We start from the raw sequence: 15899 nt of genomic DNA, 5'->3' as shown, positions 1-15899 counted from the left end.
GACCATGACAGCCCCCGTCACGACTGCCCAGCCAAGCTGGGTTCGCAGTCTGCTGCCCTTCGTGGTGATGTGCTTCGGCATGTTCATCGCGCTGCTCGACATCCAGATCGTCGCCTCCTCGCTGCAGGATATCGGCGGCGGCCTGTCGGCCTCGCAGGATGAGATCAGCTGGGTACAGACCGCCTACCTGATCGCCGAAATCATCGTCATCCCGCTGTCGGGATGGCTGACCCGGGTGTTCTCGACGCGCTGGCTGTTCACCGCGTCGGCCGCCGGTTTTACGCTGACCAGCATGCTGTGCGGCCTTGCCTGGAACATCGACAGCATGATCGTCTTTCGCGCCCTGCAGGGTTTGCTCGGCGCCTCGATGATCCCGACCGTCTTCACCTCGTCCTTCCACTATTTCCAGGGACCGCGGCGCGTCTATGCGGCAGCGGTCGTCGGCACCATCGCCTCGGTCGCGCCGACGCTCGGCCCGGTTATCGGTGGCTGGATTACCGATACGTGGAACTGGCACTGGCTGTTTTACATCAACGTCGTCCCCGGCGCCCTGATCGCCGTGCTCGTCGCCATTCTGGTGAAGATCGACGAGCCCGATATCAAGCTTCTCAAGGAAGCCGACTATCCCGGCATCCTGCTGATGGCGGTGGCACTCGGAACGCTGGAATATACGCTGGAAGAAGGCACGCGCGCCAACTGGTTCGACGACCAGACGATCCGCACCACCGCTACGATCGCGGGCATCTCCAGCCTACTGTTTTTTATTCGCAGCCTGACCTATTCGAAACCGGTCGTCGATCTGCGCGCCTTCGGAAACCGCAACTTCGCCATCGGCTGCCTGCTCTCCTTCGTGACAGGCATCGGCATCTTTTCGACCATCTACCTGACGCCGCTGTTTCTCGGCTATGTCCGCGGCTTCAATGCCTGGGAGACTGGACTTGCCGTCTTTTCCACTGGGGCCGCATCGATGCTCGGCGTCCCCTTCTACATCATGCTCGCCAAGCGCTACGATATCCGCTGGCTGATGATGTTCGGGCTTGCCTCCTTCGGCATCTCGATGTGGGGCTTCAGCGCCATCACCCACGACTGGGGCGGCGACCAGCTTTTCTGGCCACAGGTGTTCCGCGGCTTTCCGCAGGTCTTTGCCGTCGCGCCCGCCGTGACGCTCGGGCTCGGCAGCCTGCCACCCGAACGGCTGAAATATGCGAGCGGTCTGTTCAACATGATGCGCAATCTCGGCGGTGCCGTCGGCATTGCCGTCAGCGCGGCAATCCTCAACAACCGCACCAACATGCATTTCAACGCCATCGCCTCCAACCTGACGCCTGCGAATGGTGCGATGGAGCGGCTGACGGGCGGCGTTGCTCGGCGCTATTCTGAGATCGCCGGAAGCATCAACGGCGGGCAGACGGCCGCCCTGAAGCAGTTGTTCAGGCTCGCCTACCGCGAGGCCTCGACCATGGCCTATGCCGATGCCTTCCGGGTGATCATGGCCGCCTTCGTCATCGCCACGGCGCTGGTGCCGCTATTACGCAATGTCACGCCACCGAAGAGCCCGCAACCCGGCGGCGGTGGTCACTGAGAGGGAAGCGTAGTGCGACGGTGGCACGCGCCCCAAGCGATCAGCTCAACGCTTTGCGCTTTGCGCTTTGAAGTAGTGTCTCGACCGCCGCCTTGGCGGAAGCAAAGGGTGCGGGATTGCGGCACACCTGTGACATCAGCAGTGCGCCCTGGAAGAGAATGGCGATCTGTTTTCCGAGGCCTTCGGGATCGGCCACGCCGAGACGCCCGCACATGCTGATGAAGCGCTGCTCGACATGGAGGCCGAGACGTTCGCCGCGCGCCGCAATGCCTTCATGCTTGCCGGCATATTCCTGGGAAGCCTTGATCCCCAGGCAGCCCCGGCGGTCTGCCTCCAGCTGCATGCGCCGGCTGTCGAAACAGGCGAGGATCTGCTGGCGCGGATCGCCATCTGTGGCCGTTGCCGGGGCAAAATAAGCGTCCGCGATGCCCTCGCCGTAATAATCGAGCACCGCTTCGATCAGGTCCTCCTTCGAGGCGAAATACTTGTAAAGCGTGCGCTTGGAGATGCCGCTCTCGGCCATGACGGTGTCGATGCCGGTGGCATGAAACCCGCCATCGTAAAAGCGGTCGAAGGCCAGCTTCAGGATCTCGAGCTTTTTGGCCGGGATGGGCGCGGCGTCGGGCATGTCTCATTTCCTCACGGGCGTATGACGACAGCTTTAGCAAACTGCGTTGACACGGTAAACAGATCTGTTTATCAATTCGCGAAGTAAACAGATCTGTTTACTAAATTTTCGAACCTATGGCCGCAGCGATGGCCCGGAAGGAAAGCAAATGTCACTGAGAGAGAAAACCGTCCTGGTTTCTGGCGCCAACCGCGGCATCGGCGCAGCCACCGTCAAGGAATTGCTCGGCGCTGGCGTCAAGAAGATCTACGCCACGGCCCGCAACGTCGCGTCGCTTCCCGATTTCGCCGATGCCCGCGTCATGCCTCTGCAGCTCGACGTGACCGACGATGCCTCGGTCAAGCAGGCGCTTGCCGCCGCGCCCGATGTCGATGTGCTGCTCAACAATGCCGGAAGCCTGGCGTTCAACGATTTCATCAGTAGCACGCATGAAGAACTGAACGGCGACATGGAGACCAATTATTACGGAACGCTGCGGGTCATCCGCGCCTTCGTGCCCGGTTGCGTCGCCCGCGGCTCCGGCACGATCGTCAATGTCGTCAGCATCGTCGGCCTGGTTTCCGCCCCGCCGCTCGGCGGATATTCGGCCTCGAAGGCCGCGCTTCAGTCGCTGACGCAGACTTTGCGCGGCACGTTGAAAGCATCCGGCATCGATGTCATCGGCATCTATCCCGGCCCCGTCGATACCGATCTCGCCCGGCATATCCCGCTCGAAAAGGCGACGGCGGAGCATGTCGCGGTCAATATCGTCCGCGGCATCGAAAACGGCGATGCCTATATCTTCCCGGATCCGACCGCCCTGCAGATCGAGCATCTGTGGGCAAATGACGGCCGCAACCTGGAAGCTGCGATGGCCGCCGCCGGCTGATCGCCGCCTGCGGGTTCGACGGCGTGCCGCTTCCGCAAGAGGCTGCCGCCGAGATGGCCGAGCAGCATGGCCTCTTTTACTGGCGTGCCACAGTTCCTATTTGCTCTGGCACGCCGCTCTCGCATTATCGCGGCCGGCTTCCATTGACGGATTTTTCATGCGCCCTTCCGCCTTCTTCGTCCGCGTCATGGCCATCGGCCTTCTGATGCATCTCTATGTCGGCATCCGGCTGATACCCGCAGCACCCGTCGATGGTGCGCTGAAGTGGCTGGCGGTCATCGCCCTTGCCGCTTCCGTGACCCTGATACCGCTTGGCATGGCAGCCCGGATGATCAGCCGCCAGCCACTGTCAGATCTGCTGGCATGGGCGGGGCTCTCCGCCATGGGCTTCTTCTCGTCTCTGCTCGTTCTCACGGTCCTGCGCGACATCGCGCTGATCGCGCTCGCCATCGCCGGATGGTTATCCGGGGCGGGGGCGCCCGTTCCGGCCTTTGCGGAATTCACCACACTCGGCGTTCCCGCGCTTGCGCTGCTTCTCAGCCTTCTCGGCCTCTATTTCGCACGCCGCCGCGCGCCGGTGAAAACGGTCGATGTTCCGGTCGCCGGACTTGATGCGGCGTTTGACGGTTTCACCATTGTTCAGGTCAGCGACATTCACATCGGCCCGACGATCAAGCGCGGCTATGTCGAAAAGATCGTCGCGACGGTCAACGCGCTGAAGCCTGACCTCATCGCCGTGACGGGCGACGCCGTCGATGGCTCGGTGCCGCAGCTGCAGAAGCACACGCAGCCGCTGGCGGACCTGGCGGCTCCCCATGGCACGTTCTTCGTCACCGGCAATCATGAATATTATTCGGGCGCCGATCCGTGGATCAGCGAGTTTCGCCGGCTGGGGCTGACGGTGCTGATGAACGAGCACGTGGTCATCGATCACCGCGGCGCGCAGGCCGTCATTGCCGGTGTCACCGATTACGGCGGCGGTCATTTCGACCCAAGGCATCAGAGCGATCCGGCCAAGGCCGCCAAGGGCGCACCCGGCGATGCGTCCTTCCGGCTGCTTTTGGCCCATCAGCCGCGTAGCGCCCCCGAAGCGTCGAAAGCGGGTTTCACGTTGCAGCTCTCCGGCCACACACATGGTGGCCAGTTTCTGCCGTGGATGTTCTTCGTGCGGATGCAGCAGCCCTTCGTTCACGGGCTGGCGAAGCTCGGCGATCTCTGGGTCTATACCAGCCGCGGAACCGGCTATTGGGGACCGCCGATCAGGCTCTTTGCGCCGTCCGAGATCACGCGGCTGCGCCTTGTGCAAGGCGGCTGAGGCCGCCGCCTTGTAGGTTTTTTAAGATCCGCTCAGCGTGCTGCCGTGTGCATGACGACGCCACCATCGACCGGCTCGATCGACACGGTGATCGCGGCGATGTCCTGGAGGCTCGCCACGTGGGTTCCGGCGCAATACATCTGCGCCCGCCTGCCATCGAGAGCGCATTCCCAGAGGCGCCGCGTATCGAGCGTCGAGGGAACTGGCGTAAGCGAGATGGCTGTGGGCTCAGAAAGCCAGCCGCGCAGCGTCTCGTTGATCGCCTCGATGACGGCCGGGAGGTCGGCGACGAAGCTCTCGAGTTCGAAGCCCTTTTTGCGCAGCGTCTTGCCGACACGATAGGTATCGACCGACGCCTGCTCCGACAGCAGCGCGCTGACGATCGCTTCCTTGTCGAAATCGGGATTTCCGAGCGTATCGAGCGCGGCGCCCTCCTTGGTCCAATAGCTCTTGGCGGCGCGGTTGAGCGCAAAGGCCGAGAGGTGAGCTGCCGTGTGGGCCAGGCTGAGCTTGCGCCGGCGGTCGGCATCGACCTCGATGCTGACGGTCTCGCCAGCAGCAGGCGCATCACCTGTGATCACATGGATGACGACGCTCTTCCATTCGTCCCCGGTGCGGCCGAGCGCCCGGGCGTCTTCGCCGAGAACGAGCTCGCCGGTTTCGGCATTGGCCATGCCGGTCCAGGCATCGGTGATCTCCAGGCGCTGTCCGCCGGCCGTGATCATGACGCCGCGATCGGCGGGCTGGTCCGGCCAGCGGAAGCTCACCGGATGAACCGGCGTCTCGTCGCATATGACAAGCACGTTGCCGTCGGGCCCTGCAGCCGCAAACAGCACCTTGCCGCTGCCGCTCACATCGCCGCTGGCAAAGCCGATCCGTGTGCTGTCCCTGACATCTGTTTGAAAACGCATAATGCTATCCTTGGTAAATTGGTCAAAGCCACTGCTTGAGCAGCGCGAGATCGATATTGCCGCCGGAAACGACGCAGACGACCGGTCCCTTGCCGCGCACCCGCTCGCGATTGGCAAGGAGACCCGCCAGCGCCGCGGCACCTGCGGGCTCGGGGGTGAGCTTGCAACGCTGCATCAGAAGCTTCATTGCGCCGACGATCGCTTCGTCGTCAACAAGCAACACGTCCTCGAACCGCTGGCGGACAAGCTCGAAGCACTTGACGCCGGCACTTGGCGCGGCCAGACCATCGGCGATCGTCTTGACGACAGGCAGCCGCACGGCGCTTCCCGTCTTCAGGCTTTCGTACATCGCCGGCGCCCCCTCGGGCTCGATGCCGACCAGCGAGACGGAATGGCTGTGGGCGATCGCCGCCTTGGCAAGCCCACCTGCCATGCCGCCGCCGCCCATGCCGAGGAAGATCGTCGCGACGTCAGGAAGATCCTCGAAGATCTCGCAGCCGAGCGAGGCATGGCCGGTCATCAGCGCATCGTCGTCATAGGAGGAGATATAGGTGAGGCCACGTTGCCGCGCTGTATCGAGGCAGAACTGCGCCGCTTCCTGCGGCGTGCCGTGCAGGATCACCTCTGCGCCGTAATCCTTGGTCGCCTGCACCTTGGTCGGGTTGGCGGTCGCAGCCATGACGACGACGGTCTTCACGCCGAGCGCCGTTCCCGCGTAGGCGAGCCCCTGCGCCGCGTTGCCGGCCGAAAAGGTGATGGCACCGGCCGCCCGCTCGGCATCGGAGAGGGACATCAGCGCCCAGATCATGCCGCGCGGCTTGTAGGAGCCGGTTTTCTGGAAAAGCTCCGCCTTCAGATAGACGTCCTCGCCGACAAGCTTGGAAAGCGTCGAGGAGTGCCAAAGCGGCGTGCGATGGATATGCGGCTGGACGGCGGCCCGGGCGCGTTCGATATCGTCAAGCAGGCTCATGGTGATCCATCTCCGTCCGTTTCAGGAAAAATCGACGCTGGCGCCGAGCCCGTGCTCGGTGGCAGCCGTGTAGAGAAAATGCGCGCAGACGAGATCCTCGGCGGGAATCCCGAGCGACTTGTAGATCGTAATCTCATCGGCCGTCTGGCGCCCGGTCTTGCGGCCGATCAGGATCTCGCCGATCTCCCCGATGATATGATCGTCGCTGACGCGGCCCTCGCGTTTCGCGGCCAGAAACTCTCCGCCCTGCAGCAGCGTCGAGGGTTTGTAATCGACGAAGAAGCGCGAGCGCGCAACGGCATCGACGTCGATCTCGCGGGCGGCGGCAACGCTTGAGCCGACCACGTTGAGATGCGCACCTGGGCTGATCATCCGGCCGGCAAGAACAGGCTCGGCCGCACCCGTCACCGTGCAGATCAGACTTGCACCGGAAACAGCTGCTTCCACCGATGGGGAAACTTCGATGGCGCAATCGACGAGCGCCCGGCCCTCGCGGGCAAAATGTTCGGCGCGTTCCTGCGAGCGGCCCCAGACACGGACGCGGCTGAGCGTGCGGACAGCCGCCATCGCCTTCAGATGCTGAAGCGCCTGTTCGCCATAGCCGAGGATCGCCAGATCACTGGCGTCCGGGCGTGCCAACAGGCGCGTTGCGAGCGCGCTGGCGGCTGCCGTTCTGATGGCCGTGACCTCGCCGCCATGGACTATCGCCACCGGCGCGCCGGTCTCCGTGTCGAAAAGCGCGATGATACCGCGATGCGACTGCAGGCCCTTGGCGCCGTTCTCGGGATAGACGGCCGTCAGCTTGGCGCCGAAGCCCGCCGGTTCCTTCATCGCCCCCGGCATCAGCCCGAAGCCGCGGCCGCTGTCTCCCGGCAGACCCATGATCCAGCGCGGCGGCTGCAGCGTTTCACCCTGGGCGGTCTGCCGCATCGCCTGTTCCATCAGATCGATGCAGACGGGCATGGTGAGGAGTTGGCGAACAACGGGTTGGTCGATGATGCGTAATGTCATGCTTGGTTCATTTCGGGCATAGAGGTTTCGTCATCGAGTCGGATGCGCTCGACCATTTCACGGAAGACCTGGCGGCCGCGGAACCAGACCATCTCGCGCCAGCCGTCGCTGTCGGGGCAATGCAGATCGCGCCAGCGGCGGCGCGCGGCGCGCGCTTCGGCCGAGAGGCGGTCGCCATCACGCCACAGCAGCGCATCGTTGCGTTCCAGCCGCGCCCTCTGTCCGTCCGGCAGCCATTCGCCGCCGAATTCCAGGCACATGGCGATGACATCGGCCTTGGCGATCTGGCGTTCGCAATAGCCATAGAAATGGCCGTGCTGGATGAATTCCTCATGGGCACGATCGCCGGCCAGCGGCGCCTCGATGGTCGGGCCGAAAAGGGTGCGCGCCTTCTCAAGCTGCGGCCCGCCGGGCATGTGCCAGAGTGGAATGCCGTAGCCATAGGGGCCGTAGCCCGTGTGGATATCGACGACGGCGACGCGCCTGGCCTTGCCGCAATAGCGGGCGAAGATTTCATCGACAATCCGGCGGCTCCAGACTGGTGCCGACCCGCCATAGGATGGCGCATCCGGGAAAGAATACTGGCCGCCCTGCAGGGTCATGCCGGAGGTCAGACGGCCATGCTTCTCGCAATAGGCGGTGAGCGCCGCATCGGCCGCGCTGCGCCGGCTGGTATCGTCCTCAGGGCACATCACGTGCTCGTAGAGTTTCGCATAATCGGGATTGGCCGGAACGCCGGCGAAATCGACATAATGGCGGTTGAGGTCGACATTGTCTTCCTGCTGGCGCCGGTCCCAGGCCATGCCCCAGGGATTGATGGCATGGATATGCAGCATCGCGACATCATCGGGCAGCGCCAAATCGCGGCGTGCCCAGCCCGTCTGGCAGGCAGAACCCGCCCAGCCCTCGACACCATGGGTGCCTGAGACCGAGACGATTAGGTATGGCGCATCGATGCGGCCGAAATAGGCGATATCGGTTGCGAGCTCTTCGCCGTCTGGACCTTTGAGCGGATGCGGAAAGGTTTCGAGAATTGCCGCGTCCCGGCACGCATCGAGAAATTTCTGGCGCGCCGCGGGAAAGGTCGCCGAAAAATCCTCCAGAAAGCTGCGATCATACATGGCTGCATTTCCCTGATATCGTCACAGGCATAGCGGACATCACGCCAGCGCCCGTTCCGCCGTCGCGGCAAGCAGGCTTGCGCCACGCACGAGAATGTCGTCGTTGAAGTCGTAGTTCGGCAGATGCAGCCCGGCACTTTCATCGGCGGTGCCGTTGCCGATCCAGATGTAGGCGCCGGGCAGATGCTGCAGGAACACGCCGAAATCATCACCCGCCATCGTCGGCGGCAGGGTTTCGACCTCGCTTTCGCCGAAAAGCTCGGTGGCCGCATCGCGCATCAGCCTGGCTTCCGCCCGCGTATTGACCACTGGCGGACACAGACCATCGTCGAAACGGATCGCACCCTCCGTTCCGGCAATTGCCGCGGCCGAGCGGACGATCTCTTCGAGGCGGCGCTGGATCAGCTGCAGCACGTCCAGGCCGAAGGCGCGGAAGGTCCCCATGAGGACCGCCTTCTTGGAAATGATATTCTGCGCGTGTCCACCCTGAAACGAACCGATGGTGACGACCGAGGCGCTGAGCGGATCGATGGCGCGCGCGGCAATCTGCTGGACGCCGGTGACAAAATGCGACCCGGCCAGGATCGGATCACCGGTCAGATGCGGCATGGCCGCATGCGCGCCGGCGGCCGTGAACGTGACCTCGAATTCCCCGGTTCCGGCCATGACGGGCCCGTCGTGGACGACGATGGCGCCGGCCCTGAGGCCCGGCCAGTTGTGCAGGCCGAAGACGCGCTCTGCCGGAAAACGGGCGAGAAGCCCATCATCGATCATGTGCTGGGCGCCGCCATAGCGCTCCTCGGCCGGCTGGAAGAACAGATAGACCGTTCCGCGGAAACGCCGCGTGCGGGCAAGGTGCATCGCCGCGCCGATCAGGATCGCCACATGTCCGTCATGGCCGCAGGCATGCATCTTGCCCAAGATCTCCGACGCGTAGGGACGGCCGCTCTGCTCCTCTATCGCCAGCGCATCCATATCGGCGCGCAAGGCAATGGCTGGTCCAGGGGCCGATCCGTGAATGACGCCGACAACACCGTGGCCACCGATCCCAGTGTGAACCTCGATCCCGAGCTCGCGCAGACGCTCGGCGACATAGGCTGCGGTCCACGTTTCCTCGAGCGACAGCTCCGGATGCGCATGCATGGTGCGGCGCATGTCTCGCAACTGGGGGAAGGCATCCACTATCGTCTGAAACATGACGTCACCTCGTTGAACACGGACACCGCACGCGGCGCGGCAGGCATCAGATATCTCCGGCGATAACCGCCGATGCGATCGCCACGTCCTGCACGGCCAGACCGGTGAGTGCTGCAACGGTCACCTGACCGGCGCTGGACCGCCCCTTCGCCGTGCCGGCGATGATCTGACCCAGTTCGCTGACGCGCTCAAGTTCGACAGTCCGGGCATCCAGCGCACCCTTCAGGTCACCGCGCAGCGCGCCCTGGACGCGGCTATCGACGGCAACCAGATCGGCAGCGGCGAAAATATCGGCATGCAGTTCGCGCTTGTCGGGCGTATCGGCGCCCATCGCGGTCACATGCGTTCCCGGGCGGATCATGGCGCCATGGAGATGCGGCTCGTGGCTTGCAGTGGTGGTGACGATGATCCGGCAGCGTTCCGCCACATCCTCGACGCTCGATGCGACTGCGACCGTGTAACCGTCCTTGCGCATCCGCTCGGCATAGCTTTCGGCAGCTTCCGCCCGGCGGCCCCAGACAAGGATGTTCTTGCAGGGCCTGACGGACTGCAGGAATTTCACCTGAAGCTCAGCCTGCAGACCAGTCCCGATGACACCGATCGTCTCGACGTTTTCGGGGGCCAGATATTTCGCCGCGACGGCGCCTGCCGCAGCGGTGCGGATATCCGTCAGATGGCCGCGATCGTCGAGAATGGCCGCAAGCGCGCCCGTCTGGCGATCGAAGGCCAGCATCACGCCGTTGCTGCTCGGTAGACCATGACGCGGGTTCTCGTAGAAACCGGAGGCGATCTTGACGACATAGACCGCGCCGCCGCCGATATAGCCATACTTGATATGCACGTCACCCGGCGGGTTGTGGAAGATCAACTCGCCCGGTGGCGGGACGATGGCTTCGCCGCGCGAGAAGGAGCGAAATGCCTCTTCGACGCAAAGGACGGGATCCACCGTCTCGAGGCGCTTTCTGATTTCCTCCGGAGAAAACAGCCGTGGCGCGTTCAAATCACGCTCCTCAGAACATCGCGGCTGATATTCGCACCGCAGATGACGGCGACCGAGCGGCCGCGGGTCCATTCGGCACCGGCCTTGCAAAGGCCAGCGAGTGCAACGCCAGCTGCACCTTCGAGCAGCATGTGGTGGCCGTCGATGAAGGTACGCATCGCCTCGGCGATCTCTTCTTCTGAAACGTCGATCCAGTGATCGACGAGATCGCGGCAGAAGGGGAAGGTAATCGTATCGGATTCGAGGCCGCCGGCCGTGCCATCGGAAAGCGTATCGTCAGACGGAAGATCGAGAACCGAACCGGCCTCGACCGAGCGCGCCATCACGCAGGATGCCGCAGGCGAGCAGCCGATGATACGGGTGTTCGGTGAGACGGCCTTGATATAGGCGGCAATGCCGCCGATCAGGCCGCCGCCGCCGACGGAGATGAAGAGGTTGTCGATCGGCTGGCTCTGACGCATCAGCTCGACGCCGATGGTGCCCTGGCCGCGCATGACCTCATAGTCGTTGTAAGGCGGAACATAGAGGCAGCCATGCTCTGCAGCATAGGCGCGTGCGTGGATTTCGGTATCGATGCTGTCGTCACCGAAGAATTCCACCTCGGCGCCGAGGTTCCGGATATTCGCGACCTTCGAGGGCGATGCACCCTCGGGGACGAACACCAGACCTTTGCCGCCGATGACGCGCAAAGCATAGGCAACGGCAGCGCCGTGATTTCCGGATGAGGCGGTGACCACCTTGGTCTTCGTCGCCTCGCCGCCCATCGCCAGGATCTTGTTCAGCGCGCCGCGCAGCTTGAAGGATCCGGTATGCTGCAGGTTTTCAAGCTTGAGGAGAACCTCCTGGCCCACCCGGCTTGAAAACACCGGCGACGGCTCCAGCAGGGTTTCCCGTGCGTATGGCCGGATACGGCGCTCTGCCGCTTCGATGGTCTCGGAAATGCTCATGTAAAACTCCATTCTTGAAGGCCGGCGCAGGATCGTCTCGGCGGATAGAAGATTAGACAGAAAATCCATCGGGAGACACTGCGTCTGCATCCACAACCTCGGCTTGAGAAATTCGGTGGCGAACGGGGAGCGATAAAAACCAGCGCTGAAATGCTGGTCCATGCCTCTATTACGCACTCCACTTCCTCCCTTCCAATCTCCTATACCCGGATCTCGTTTGAGACAATATGTCTGAATTGACAAAATGTCTCATCAGCCGTAACTGTTGCTCATGAAGGAAGTTCTGAAACCCTACGTCCCCGTTTGCCAGGCGATCGCAACGCTTCTGCAGCCGCATGCCGAAGTGGTTCTGCATGACCTCGCAACCGGCAACATCGCCTATATCGCCAACGCCTTTTCGAAGCGCCGGCCGGGCGACTCGTCGATGACCGATCTCGATGTGGCGATCTCGATCGACTCCTCGGTGATCGGGCCGTACCGCAAGACCAATTGGGATCGGCGCCAGCTTCGCTCCGTCACCGCGGTGCTGCGCGATCACGCCGAGCGGCCGGTCGGACTTCTCTGCGTCAACCTCGATATCTCCGCCTTCGAAGGTGCCGTCGAATTCATCCGCAACCTCATTCAGTTCTCGCCACCGTCGGATCCGCCGGCAGCGCTCTTCAAGAGCGACTGGAAAGAGGTCGTCAGCGCCACGATCGACGCCTATCTGCGCGAGAAGCGGCTGACCGAGGCAGGCCTCAGCAAGGACGATTTGAGCGAACTGGTCGGCATTCTCGATCGCCAGGGCATTTTCTCGATCCGCAACGCGACGCCTTACATCGCCGAGGTGCTGAAGATGTCGCGCGCGACGCTCTACAAGCACCTGAAAGACCTGAGGCAGAAAAAGAGCGGCAGCAATTCTTCCGAGAACTACGGATCCTTGGAGGAAATTTAAGGCCGCCCGGCGCGGAACGGCATCAGCGTTCCAAGGGCGGCTTCCGGCAAGCAACCACCATAATGATAAAGGGAACTGAGATGAACAGGACTATTGCAGCTGCAGCACTGACGGCATTCGGCCTTCTCGGGCTTTCGGCGACGGCCGCCAGCGCCCAGGACACGCTGACCATCGCCACCGAAGGCGCCTACCCTCCCTTCAATTTCAAGCAGGCCGACGGCACGCTGGCCGGTTTCGACGTCGATATCGCCAAGGCGCTCTGCGACAACATGAAGGCCGACTGCAAGATCGTGGCGCAGGATTGGGACGGCATCATTCCTGGCCTTCTCGCTCACCACTACGACGCGATCGTCGCTTCGATGTCGATCACCGACGAGCGCAAGAAGAAGATCGCCTTCACCAACCCCTACTACCACACGGCTGGTGCGATGGCGGTTCTGAAGTCGGCGCCGCTGCCGGGCAACACGCCTGACGACCTGAAGGGCAAGACGCTCGGTGTTCAGTCCTCCTCGACCTTCTCGACGCTGATCGAAGACAAGTATAAGGACGCCGAAGTCCGCCAGTATGGCACCGTTGACGAAGCTCTTCTCGATCTCGTCGCCGGCCGCGTCGATGCCGTCATGGCCGACAAGATCACGCTGACCGAGTGGTTCAAGAAGTCGGGCAACGATTGCTGCCAGCTGACCGGCAACGACATCAAGGACTCGCATTACCTGGGTGACGGCGTCGGCATCGGCATCCGCCAGGCCGAGCCGGAGCTGCAGGAAAAGCTGAACAAGGCTCTGGCCGCGATCGTCGCCGACGGCACCTACAAGACGATCAACGCGAAGTATTTCCCCTTCTCGATCTACTAAGCCCGCTCTGCCGAGCCCCTGGAGACGAAGAGGCATATGGAAACTCTCGGATTTGGCGCGAATGGCTGGGGCGGTCAGCTGCTCGCCGGTACTCTGCTGACGGTAGAGCTGGCGCTGACGACCCTGCCCTTCGGCTTCGCGCTGGGGCTCGCACTCGCCTTGATGAAGAATGCCCGCAGCAAAGCGCTGCGGGCATTTGGCGAAGCATTCACCACCGCTTTCCGCGGCCTGCCGGAATTGCTGACGCTCCTCCTGATCTATTACGGCTCCTCCATCGCCATCCGGACGATCGGCGAATGGATGGGCTACAGCGTCAATCTCGAACTCAGCCCGTTCATCGCCGGCGTCATTGCGCTCGGCGCCGTTTTCGCCGCCTATTCCAGCGAAATCCTGCTCGGCGCGTTGCGCGGCATCGACCGCGGCCAGATCGAAGCCGGGCTGAGCCTGGGTCTCAAGCCCTTTCCGCTGTTCCTGAAGGTGATCTTTCCGCAGCTTCTGCGCCCTGCCCTGCCCGGGCTCGGCAATTGCTGGCTGGCGCTTCTCAAGGAAACGTCGCTGGTTTCGGTCATCGCCCTCGACGACATCCTGCGTCAGGCCTACCTGGCATCCGGCCAGACCAAGCAGCCTTTTCTGTTCTACGCCGCCGCCTGCGGCATCTATCTGCTGCTGACGATGATCTCCAGCACCGTGCTCTCGGCACTCGAGCGCTACGCCAATCGCGGTTGGGGGCACGCCCGATGATCGATCTCGATGTTTTCCAGCAATATGGCGGGCGGCTGTTCTCGGGCCTGCTCATCACCATCGAGCTGACTGTGATCTCCATTGCTCTCGGGGCGATCCTCGCCGCGCTCCTCACCTGGGCGCGATTGTCTGGTCCCAAGGCGGTGAGGGCTGCAGCCTATGCCTATTCCTATGCCGTGCGCGGCACGCCGCTGCTCGCTCAGGTGTTCTTGGTCTATTACGGCTCGGGACAATTCCGGCCGGAATTGCAGGCGCTCGGCCTTTGGCCGCTGTTCCGCGAGCCGCAATTCTGCGTGCTTCTGACCTTCAGCCTCAACACTGCAGCCTATCAATCCGAGATCTTCCGCGGCGCCGTGCTTGCCGTTCCGCGCGGTCAGATGGAAGCCGCCAAGGCTCTCGCTCTGAAACCGTGGCTGGCGATGCTGATGATCGTCGCGCCGCAGGCAGCGCGTCATGGCCTGCGCGGTTTCGGCAACGAAGTCGTACTCGTCCTCAAAGGCAGCGCGGTGGCGAGCGTCGTCACCGTCTACGACCTGCTCGGGGCCACGCGCTTCGCCTTTCAACGCACCTACGACTTCCAGCTCTATGTCGCCGCAGCGGTGGTCTACATCGTCATCGTCGAGATTCTCAGGCGCAGCTGGAACCACCTCGAGGCCCGCTTCCGCCTGAAAGGCGCCCGCTGAACGCTTCCCGGCCGGGCCGGTATTCATCACCAGAATGAATCGATCCCGCCGGACCGATTCATATTCCGCGTTGGACGCTGGCACCGCTCCGGTGTGAATCTCGGGGCATGGATGTCGTCCTCCTCACACGCCGCGATCCGGCCCGCAACATGGCCCGGTTCTATCTCGTATCGATCGAACGAAGCCTGTTCGGCGATCATGCAGTCCTGCGCTGCTGGGGCCGCCTCGGCACGAAAGGGCGCAGCCGGATCGATCTCTACGCCGGGTCTGAGCAGGCCGCTTCGCGCATGACCCGGCTCGTCCGCGCCAAGCTCAAGCGTGGCTATGTTACAGGCTGATGCCTGATCGTGAAGGAACGTGCTTGTCCACAGCTGCGTTTGGCTGACGGTGGCAATCGCGCGCTTGTCATGCGATTGACTGAAACGGAATCGCTGACGAGGACATGATGGCTTTCGATTTCGGCATGCTTCCGATTGCGCTTGCGGCGGCAATCGTCACCCCATCGTCCGCGCCGCAGGACACGTCCCCACCGATGCTGCCCTTCGGCATCGCGCAGGACATGCGTCCTTCGGCGCTTGGCTGCGAGGCGATCGATGGCGGCAGTAGCAGCGCGGATGCAACCGGACAATATGTCTGCAAGGGGGCCCCGGAAGCCAGCAGTCTCTTCAACGAGTATATTCTCGCCTATGTGAAGGGCACGGGAATCTGCAACATTTCGGCTGTCTCGCCTTATATCGCCGGCGACGAAGATGGCCGCAAGACGCGTGCCTTGTTCGCCAAGGCCTACCAGCTGATGAGCCGCCAGCTTGGGAAACCCGACGAGACCGTCGACCATGCCGAAGACGGTGAGCTGCGCGACAACAGTCAGTTCGAGGCCGCGATCATCAACGAAGATAGACAGATCTTCGACCAGTGGAACGATCTGTCGCTGCGTTTCGGCAACGCGGAATCTGCCAGCCTGACGATATCGGGCAGCGAGGATCTCGGTCTTGCCGTCTATGGCATCTTCCGTTTCGCCGGCAATGACGACTGCCTGCGCAAGCTGGAACTCGCCACCGGACGTTCGGCCGGAGAGTGATCGCAGCCACCTCTGAGCCCTGCGGCACGCCATCGCAGCGTTTGCAGGCGCCGCTATCT

Annotated in this window: 17 protein-coding genes; 9 read left to right on the top strand and 8 right to left on the bottom strand. The window is 63.0% G+C overall.

What is annotated here, in order from left to right:
* Window positions 1–4 precede the first annotated feature (4 nt).
* On the top strand, window positions 5–1582 hold the full coding sequence (locus tag AC1DIJ_RS02950; RefSeq protein ID WP_112444381.1) for a DHA2 family efflux MFS transporter permease subunit: 1578 nt from the start codon (window positions 5–7) through the stop codon (window positions 1580–1582).
* Between the two features lie 40 nt (window positions 1583–1622).
* Here AC1DIJ_RS02950 and AC1DIJ_RS02945 read toward each other — a convergent pair whose 3' ends face one another.
* Window positions 1623–2210 (bottom strand): TetR/AcrR family transcriptional regulator, encoded by a 588-nt coding sequence (locus AC1DIJ_RS02945; protein WP_112388818.1) that lies wholly within the window; start codon window positions 2208–2210, stop codon window positions 1623–1625.
* A 148-nt stretch (window positions 2211–2358) separates the two neighbouring features.
* On the opposite strand from AC1DIJ_RS02945, the gene AC1DIJ_RS02940 reads away from it, so the two are divergent.
* Together AC1DIJ_RS02940 and AC1DIJ_RS02935 are read left to right on the top strand one after the other, a co-directional pair.
* Window positions 2359–3078, top strand: coding sequence for an SDR family oxidoreductase (locus tag AC1DIJ_RS02940; protein WP_112388817.1), 720 nt, complete (start codon window positions 2359–2361; stop codon window positions 3076–3078).
* Between the two features lie 157 nt (window positions 3079–3235).
* Window positions 3236–4393 carry a metallophosphoesterase gene (locus tag AC1DIJ_RS02935; RefSeq protein ID WP_112388816.1) on the top strand — a complete coding sequence of 386 codons (1158 nt, stop codon included), beginning with the start codon at window positions 3236–3238 and terminating at the stop codon, window positions 4391–4393.
* Between the two features lie 32 nt (window positions 4394–4425).
* Here AC1DIJ_RS02935 and AC1DIJ_RS02930 read toward each other — a convergent pair whose 3' ends face one another.
* Genes AC1DIJ_RS02930 through AC1DIJ_RS02900 form a run of 7 tightly spaced genes read right to left on the bottom strand, consistent with a single transcriptional unit; the run spans window position 4426 to window position 11550 of the window.
* Window positions 4426–5304, bottom strand: coding sequence for an alanyl-tRNA editing protein (locus AC1DIJ_RS02930; protein WP_112388815.1), 879 nt, complete (start codon window positions 5302–5304; stop codon window positions 4426–4428).
* A 22-nt stretch (window positions 5305–5326) separates the two neighbouring features.
* A complete protein-coding gene (locus AC1DIJ_RS02925) occupies window positions 5327–6274 on the bottom strand; it encodes a threonine/serine dehydratase (RefSeq protein WP_112388814.1) in 948 nt (315 codons plus the stop codon).
* Window positions 6275–6295: 21 nt separating this feature from the next.
* Window positions 6296–7285, bottom strand: a complete 990-nt coding sequence (locus AC1DIJ_RS02920) for an ornithine cyclodeaminase family protein (protein ID WP_112388813.1) — start codon at window positions 7283–7285, stop codon at window positions 6296–6298.
* Window positions 7282–8406, bottom strand: a complete 1125-nt coding sequence (locus tag AC1DIJ_RS02915) for a DUF2817 domain-containing protein (protein ID WP_112388812.1) — start codon at window positions 8404–8406, stop codon at window positions 7282–7284. The genes AC1DIJ_RS02920 and AC1DIJ_RS02915 overlap by 4 nt, the downstream gene beginning before the upstream one ends.
* Window positions 8407–8445: 39 nt before the next feature.
* Window positions 8446–9603, bottom strand: a complete 1158-nt coding sequence (locus AC1DIJ_RS02910; protein WP_112388811.1) for an amidohydrolase — start codon at window positions 9601–9603, stop codon at window positions 8446–8448.
* Between the two features lie 46 nt (window positions 9604–9649).
* Window positions 9650–10603 carry a Rossmann-fold NAD(P)-binding domain-containing protein gene (locus AC1DIJ_RS02905; protein ID WP_162706001.1) on the bottom strand — a complete coding sequence of 318 codons (954 nt, stop codon included), beginning with the start codon at window positions 10601–10603 and terminating at the stop codon, window positions 9650–9652.
* Window positions 10600–11550 (bottom strand): threonine/serine dehydratase, encoded by a 951-nt coding sequence (locus tag AC1DIJ_RS02900; RefSeq protein WP_112389049.1) that lies wholly within the window; start codon window positions 11548–11550, stop codon window positions 10600–10602. Before AC1DIJ_RS02900 ends, AC1DIJ_RS02905 begins: the two co-directional genes overlap by 4 nt.
* Before the next feature lie 271 nt (window positions 11551–11821).
* Here AC1DIJ_RS02900 and AC1DIJ_RS02895 point away from each other — a divergent pair, with 271 nt between their 5' ends.
* The 6 genes from AC1DIJ_RS02895 to AC1DIJ_RS02870 all read left to right on the top strand — a co-directional run bounded on the left by AC1DIJ_RS02895 (window position 11822) and on the right by AC1DIJ_RS02870 (window position 15840).
* Complete coding sequence (locus AC1DIJ_RS02895) at window positions 11822–12484, top strand: helix-turn-helix transcriptional regulator (RefSeq protein WP_112388810.1); 663 nt, start codon at window positions 11822–11824, stop codon at window positions 12482–12484.
* 80 nt (window positions 12485–12564) lie between these two features.
* On the top strand, window positions 12565–13338 hold the full coding sequence (locus AC1DIJ_RS02890; protein ID WP_112388809.1) for a lysine/arginine/ornithine ABC transporter substrate-binding protein: 774 nt from the start codon (window positions 12565–12567) through the stop codon (window positions 13336–13338).
* A gap of 36 nt (window positions 13339–13374) precedes the next feature.
* Window positions 13375–14079 (top strand): ABC transporter permease subunit, encoded by a 705-nt coding sequence (locus AC1DIJ_RS02885; protein ID WP_112388808.1) that lies wholly within the window; start codon window positions 13375–13377, stop codon window positions 14077–14079.
* On the top strand, window positions 14076–14762 hold the full coding sequence (locus AC1DIJ_RS02880; protein WP_112388807.1) for an ABC transporter permease subunit: 687 nt from the start codon (window positions 14076–14078) through the stop codon (window positions 14760–14762). Before AC1DIJ_RS02885 ends, AC1DIJ_RS02880 begins: the two co-directional genes overlap by 4 nt.
* A gap of 107 nt (window positions 14763–14869) precedes the next feature.
* The gene (locus tag AC1DIJ_RS02875) at window positions 14870–15100 is read left to right on the top strand and encodes a WGR domain-containing protein (protein ID WP_112388806.1); all 231 of its coding nucleotides are present in this window, start codon (window positions 14870–14872) and stop codon (window positions 15098–15100) included.
* Window positions 15101–15207: 107 nt separating this feature from the next.
* Window positions 15208–15840, top strand: a complete 633-nt coding sequence (locus AC1DIJ_RS02870) for a hypothetical protein (RefSeq protein ID WP_477831171.1) — start codon at window positions 15208–15210, stop codon at window positions 15838–15840.
* Window positions 15841–15899: the final 59 nt, after the last annotated feature.

It is taken from the genome of Rhizobium sp. 10N427, from assembly GCF_056394605.1.
Note: the sequence above shows the minus strand (reverse complement) of the source record. Positions and strands in the feature narration are given on the sequence as shown.

Bases quoted from the DNA above. Each gene is read 5' to 3' on its own strand.
- AC1DIJ_RS02950 (WP_112444381.1), top strand. From the start codon at position 5: ATGACAGCCCCCGTCACGACTGCCCAGCCAAGCTGGGTTCGCAGTCTG.
- AC1DIJ_RS02945 (WP_112388818.1), bottom strand. From the start codon at position 2,210: ATGCCCGACGCCGCGCCCATCCCGGCCAAAAAGCTCGAGATCCTGAAG.
- AC1DIJ_RS02940 (WP_112388817.1), top strand. From the start codon at position 2,359: ATGTCACTGAGAGAGAAAACCGTCCTGGTTTCTGGCGCCAACCGCGGC.
- AC1DIJ_RS02935 (WP_112388816.1), top strand. From the start codon at position 3,236: ATGCGCCCTTCCGCCTTCTTCGTCCGCGTCATGGCCATCGGCCTTCTG.
- AC1DIJ_RS02930 (WP_112388815.1), bottom strand. From the start codon at position 5,304: ATGCGTTTTCAAACAGATGTCAGGGACAGCACACGGATCGGCTTTGCC.
- AC1DIJ_RS02925 (WP_112388814.1), bottom strand. From the start codon at position 6,274: ATGAGCCTGCTTGACGATATCGAACGCGCCCGGGCCGCCGTCCAGCCG.
- AC1DIJ_RS02920 (WP_112388813.1), bottom strand. From the start codon at position 7,285: ATGACATTACGCATCATCGACCAACCCGTTGTTCGCCAACTCCTCACC.
- AC1DIJ_RS02915 (WP_112388812.1), bottom strand. From the start codon at position 8,406: ATGTATGATCGCAGCTTTCTGGAGGATTTTTCGGCGACCTTTCCCGCG.
- AC1DIJ_RS02910 (WP_112388811.1), bottom strand. From the start codon at position 9,603: ATGTTTCAGACGATAGTGGATGCCTTCCCCCAGTTGCGAGACATGCGC.
- AC1DIJ_RS02900 (WP_112389049.1), bottom strand. From the start codon at position 11,550: ATGAGCATTTCCGAGACCATCGAAGCGGCAGAGCGCCGTATCCGGCCA.
- AC1DIJ_RS02895 (WP_112388810.1), top strand. From the start codon at position 11,822: ATGAAGGAAGTTCTGAAACCCTACGTCCCCGTTTGCCAGGCGATCGCA.
- AC1DIJ_RS02890 (WP_112388809.1), top strand. From the start codon at position 12,565: ATGAACAGGACTATTGCAGCTGCAGCACTGACGGCATTCGGCCTTCTC.
- AC1DIJ_RS02885 (WP_112388808.1), top strand. From the start codon at position 13,375: ATGGAAACTCTCGGATTTGGCGCGAATGGCTGGGGCGGTCAGCTGCTC.
- AC1DIJ_RS02880 (WP_112388807.1), top strand. From the start codon at position 14,076: ATGATCGATCTCGATGTTTTCCAGCAATATGGCGGGCGGCTGTTCTCG.
- AC1DIJ_RS02875 (WP_112388806.1), top strand. From the start codon at position 14,870: ATGGATGTCGTCCTCCTCACACGCCGCGATCCGGCCCGCAACATGGCC.
- AC1DIJ_RS02870 (WP_477831171.1), top strand. From the start codon at position 15,208: ATGGCTTTCGATTTCGGCATGCTTCCGATTGCGCTTGCGGCGGCAATC.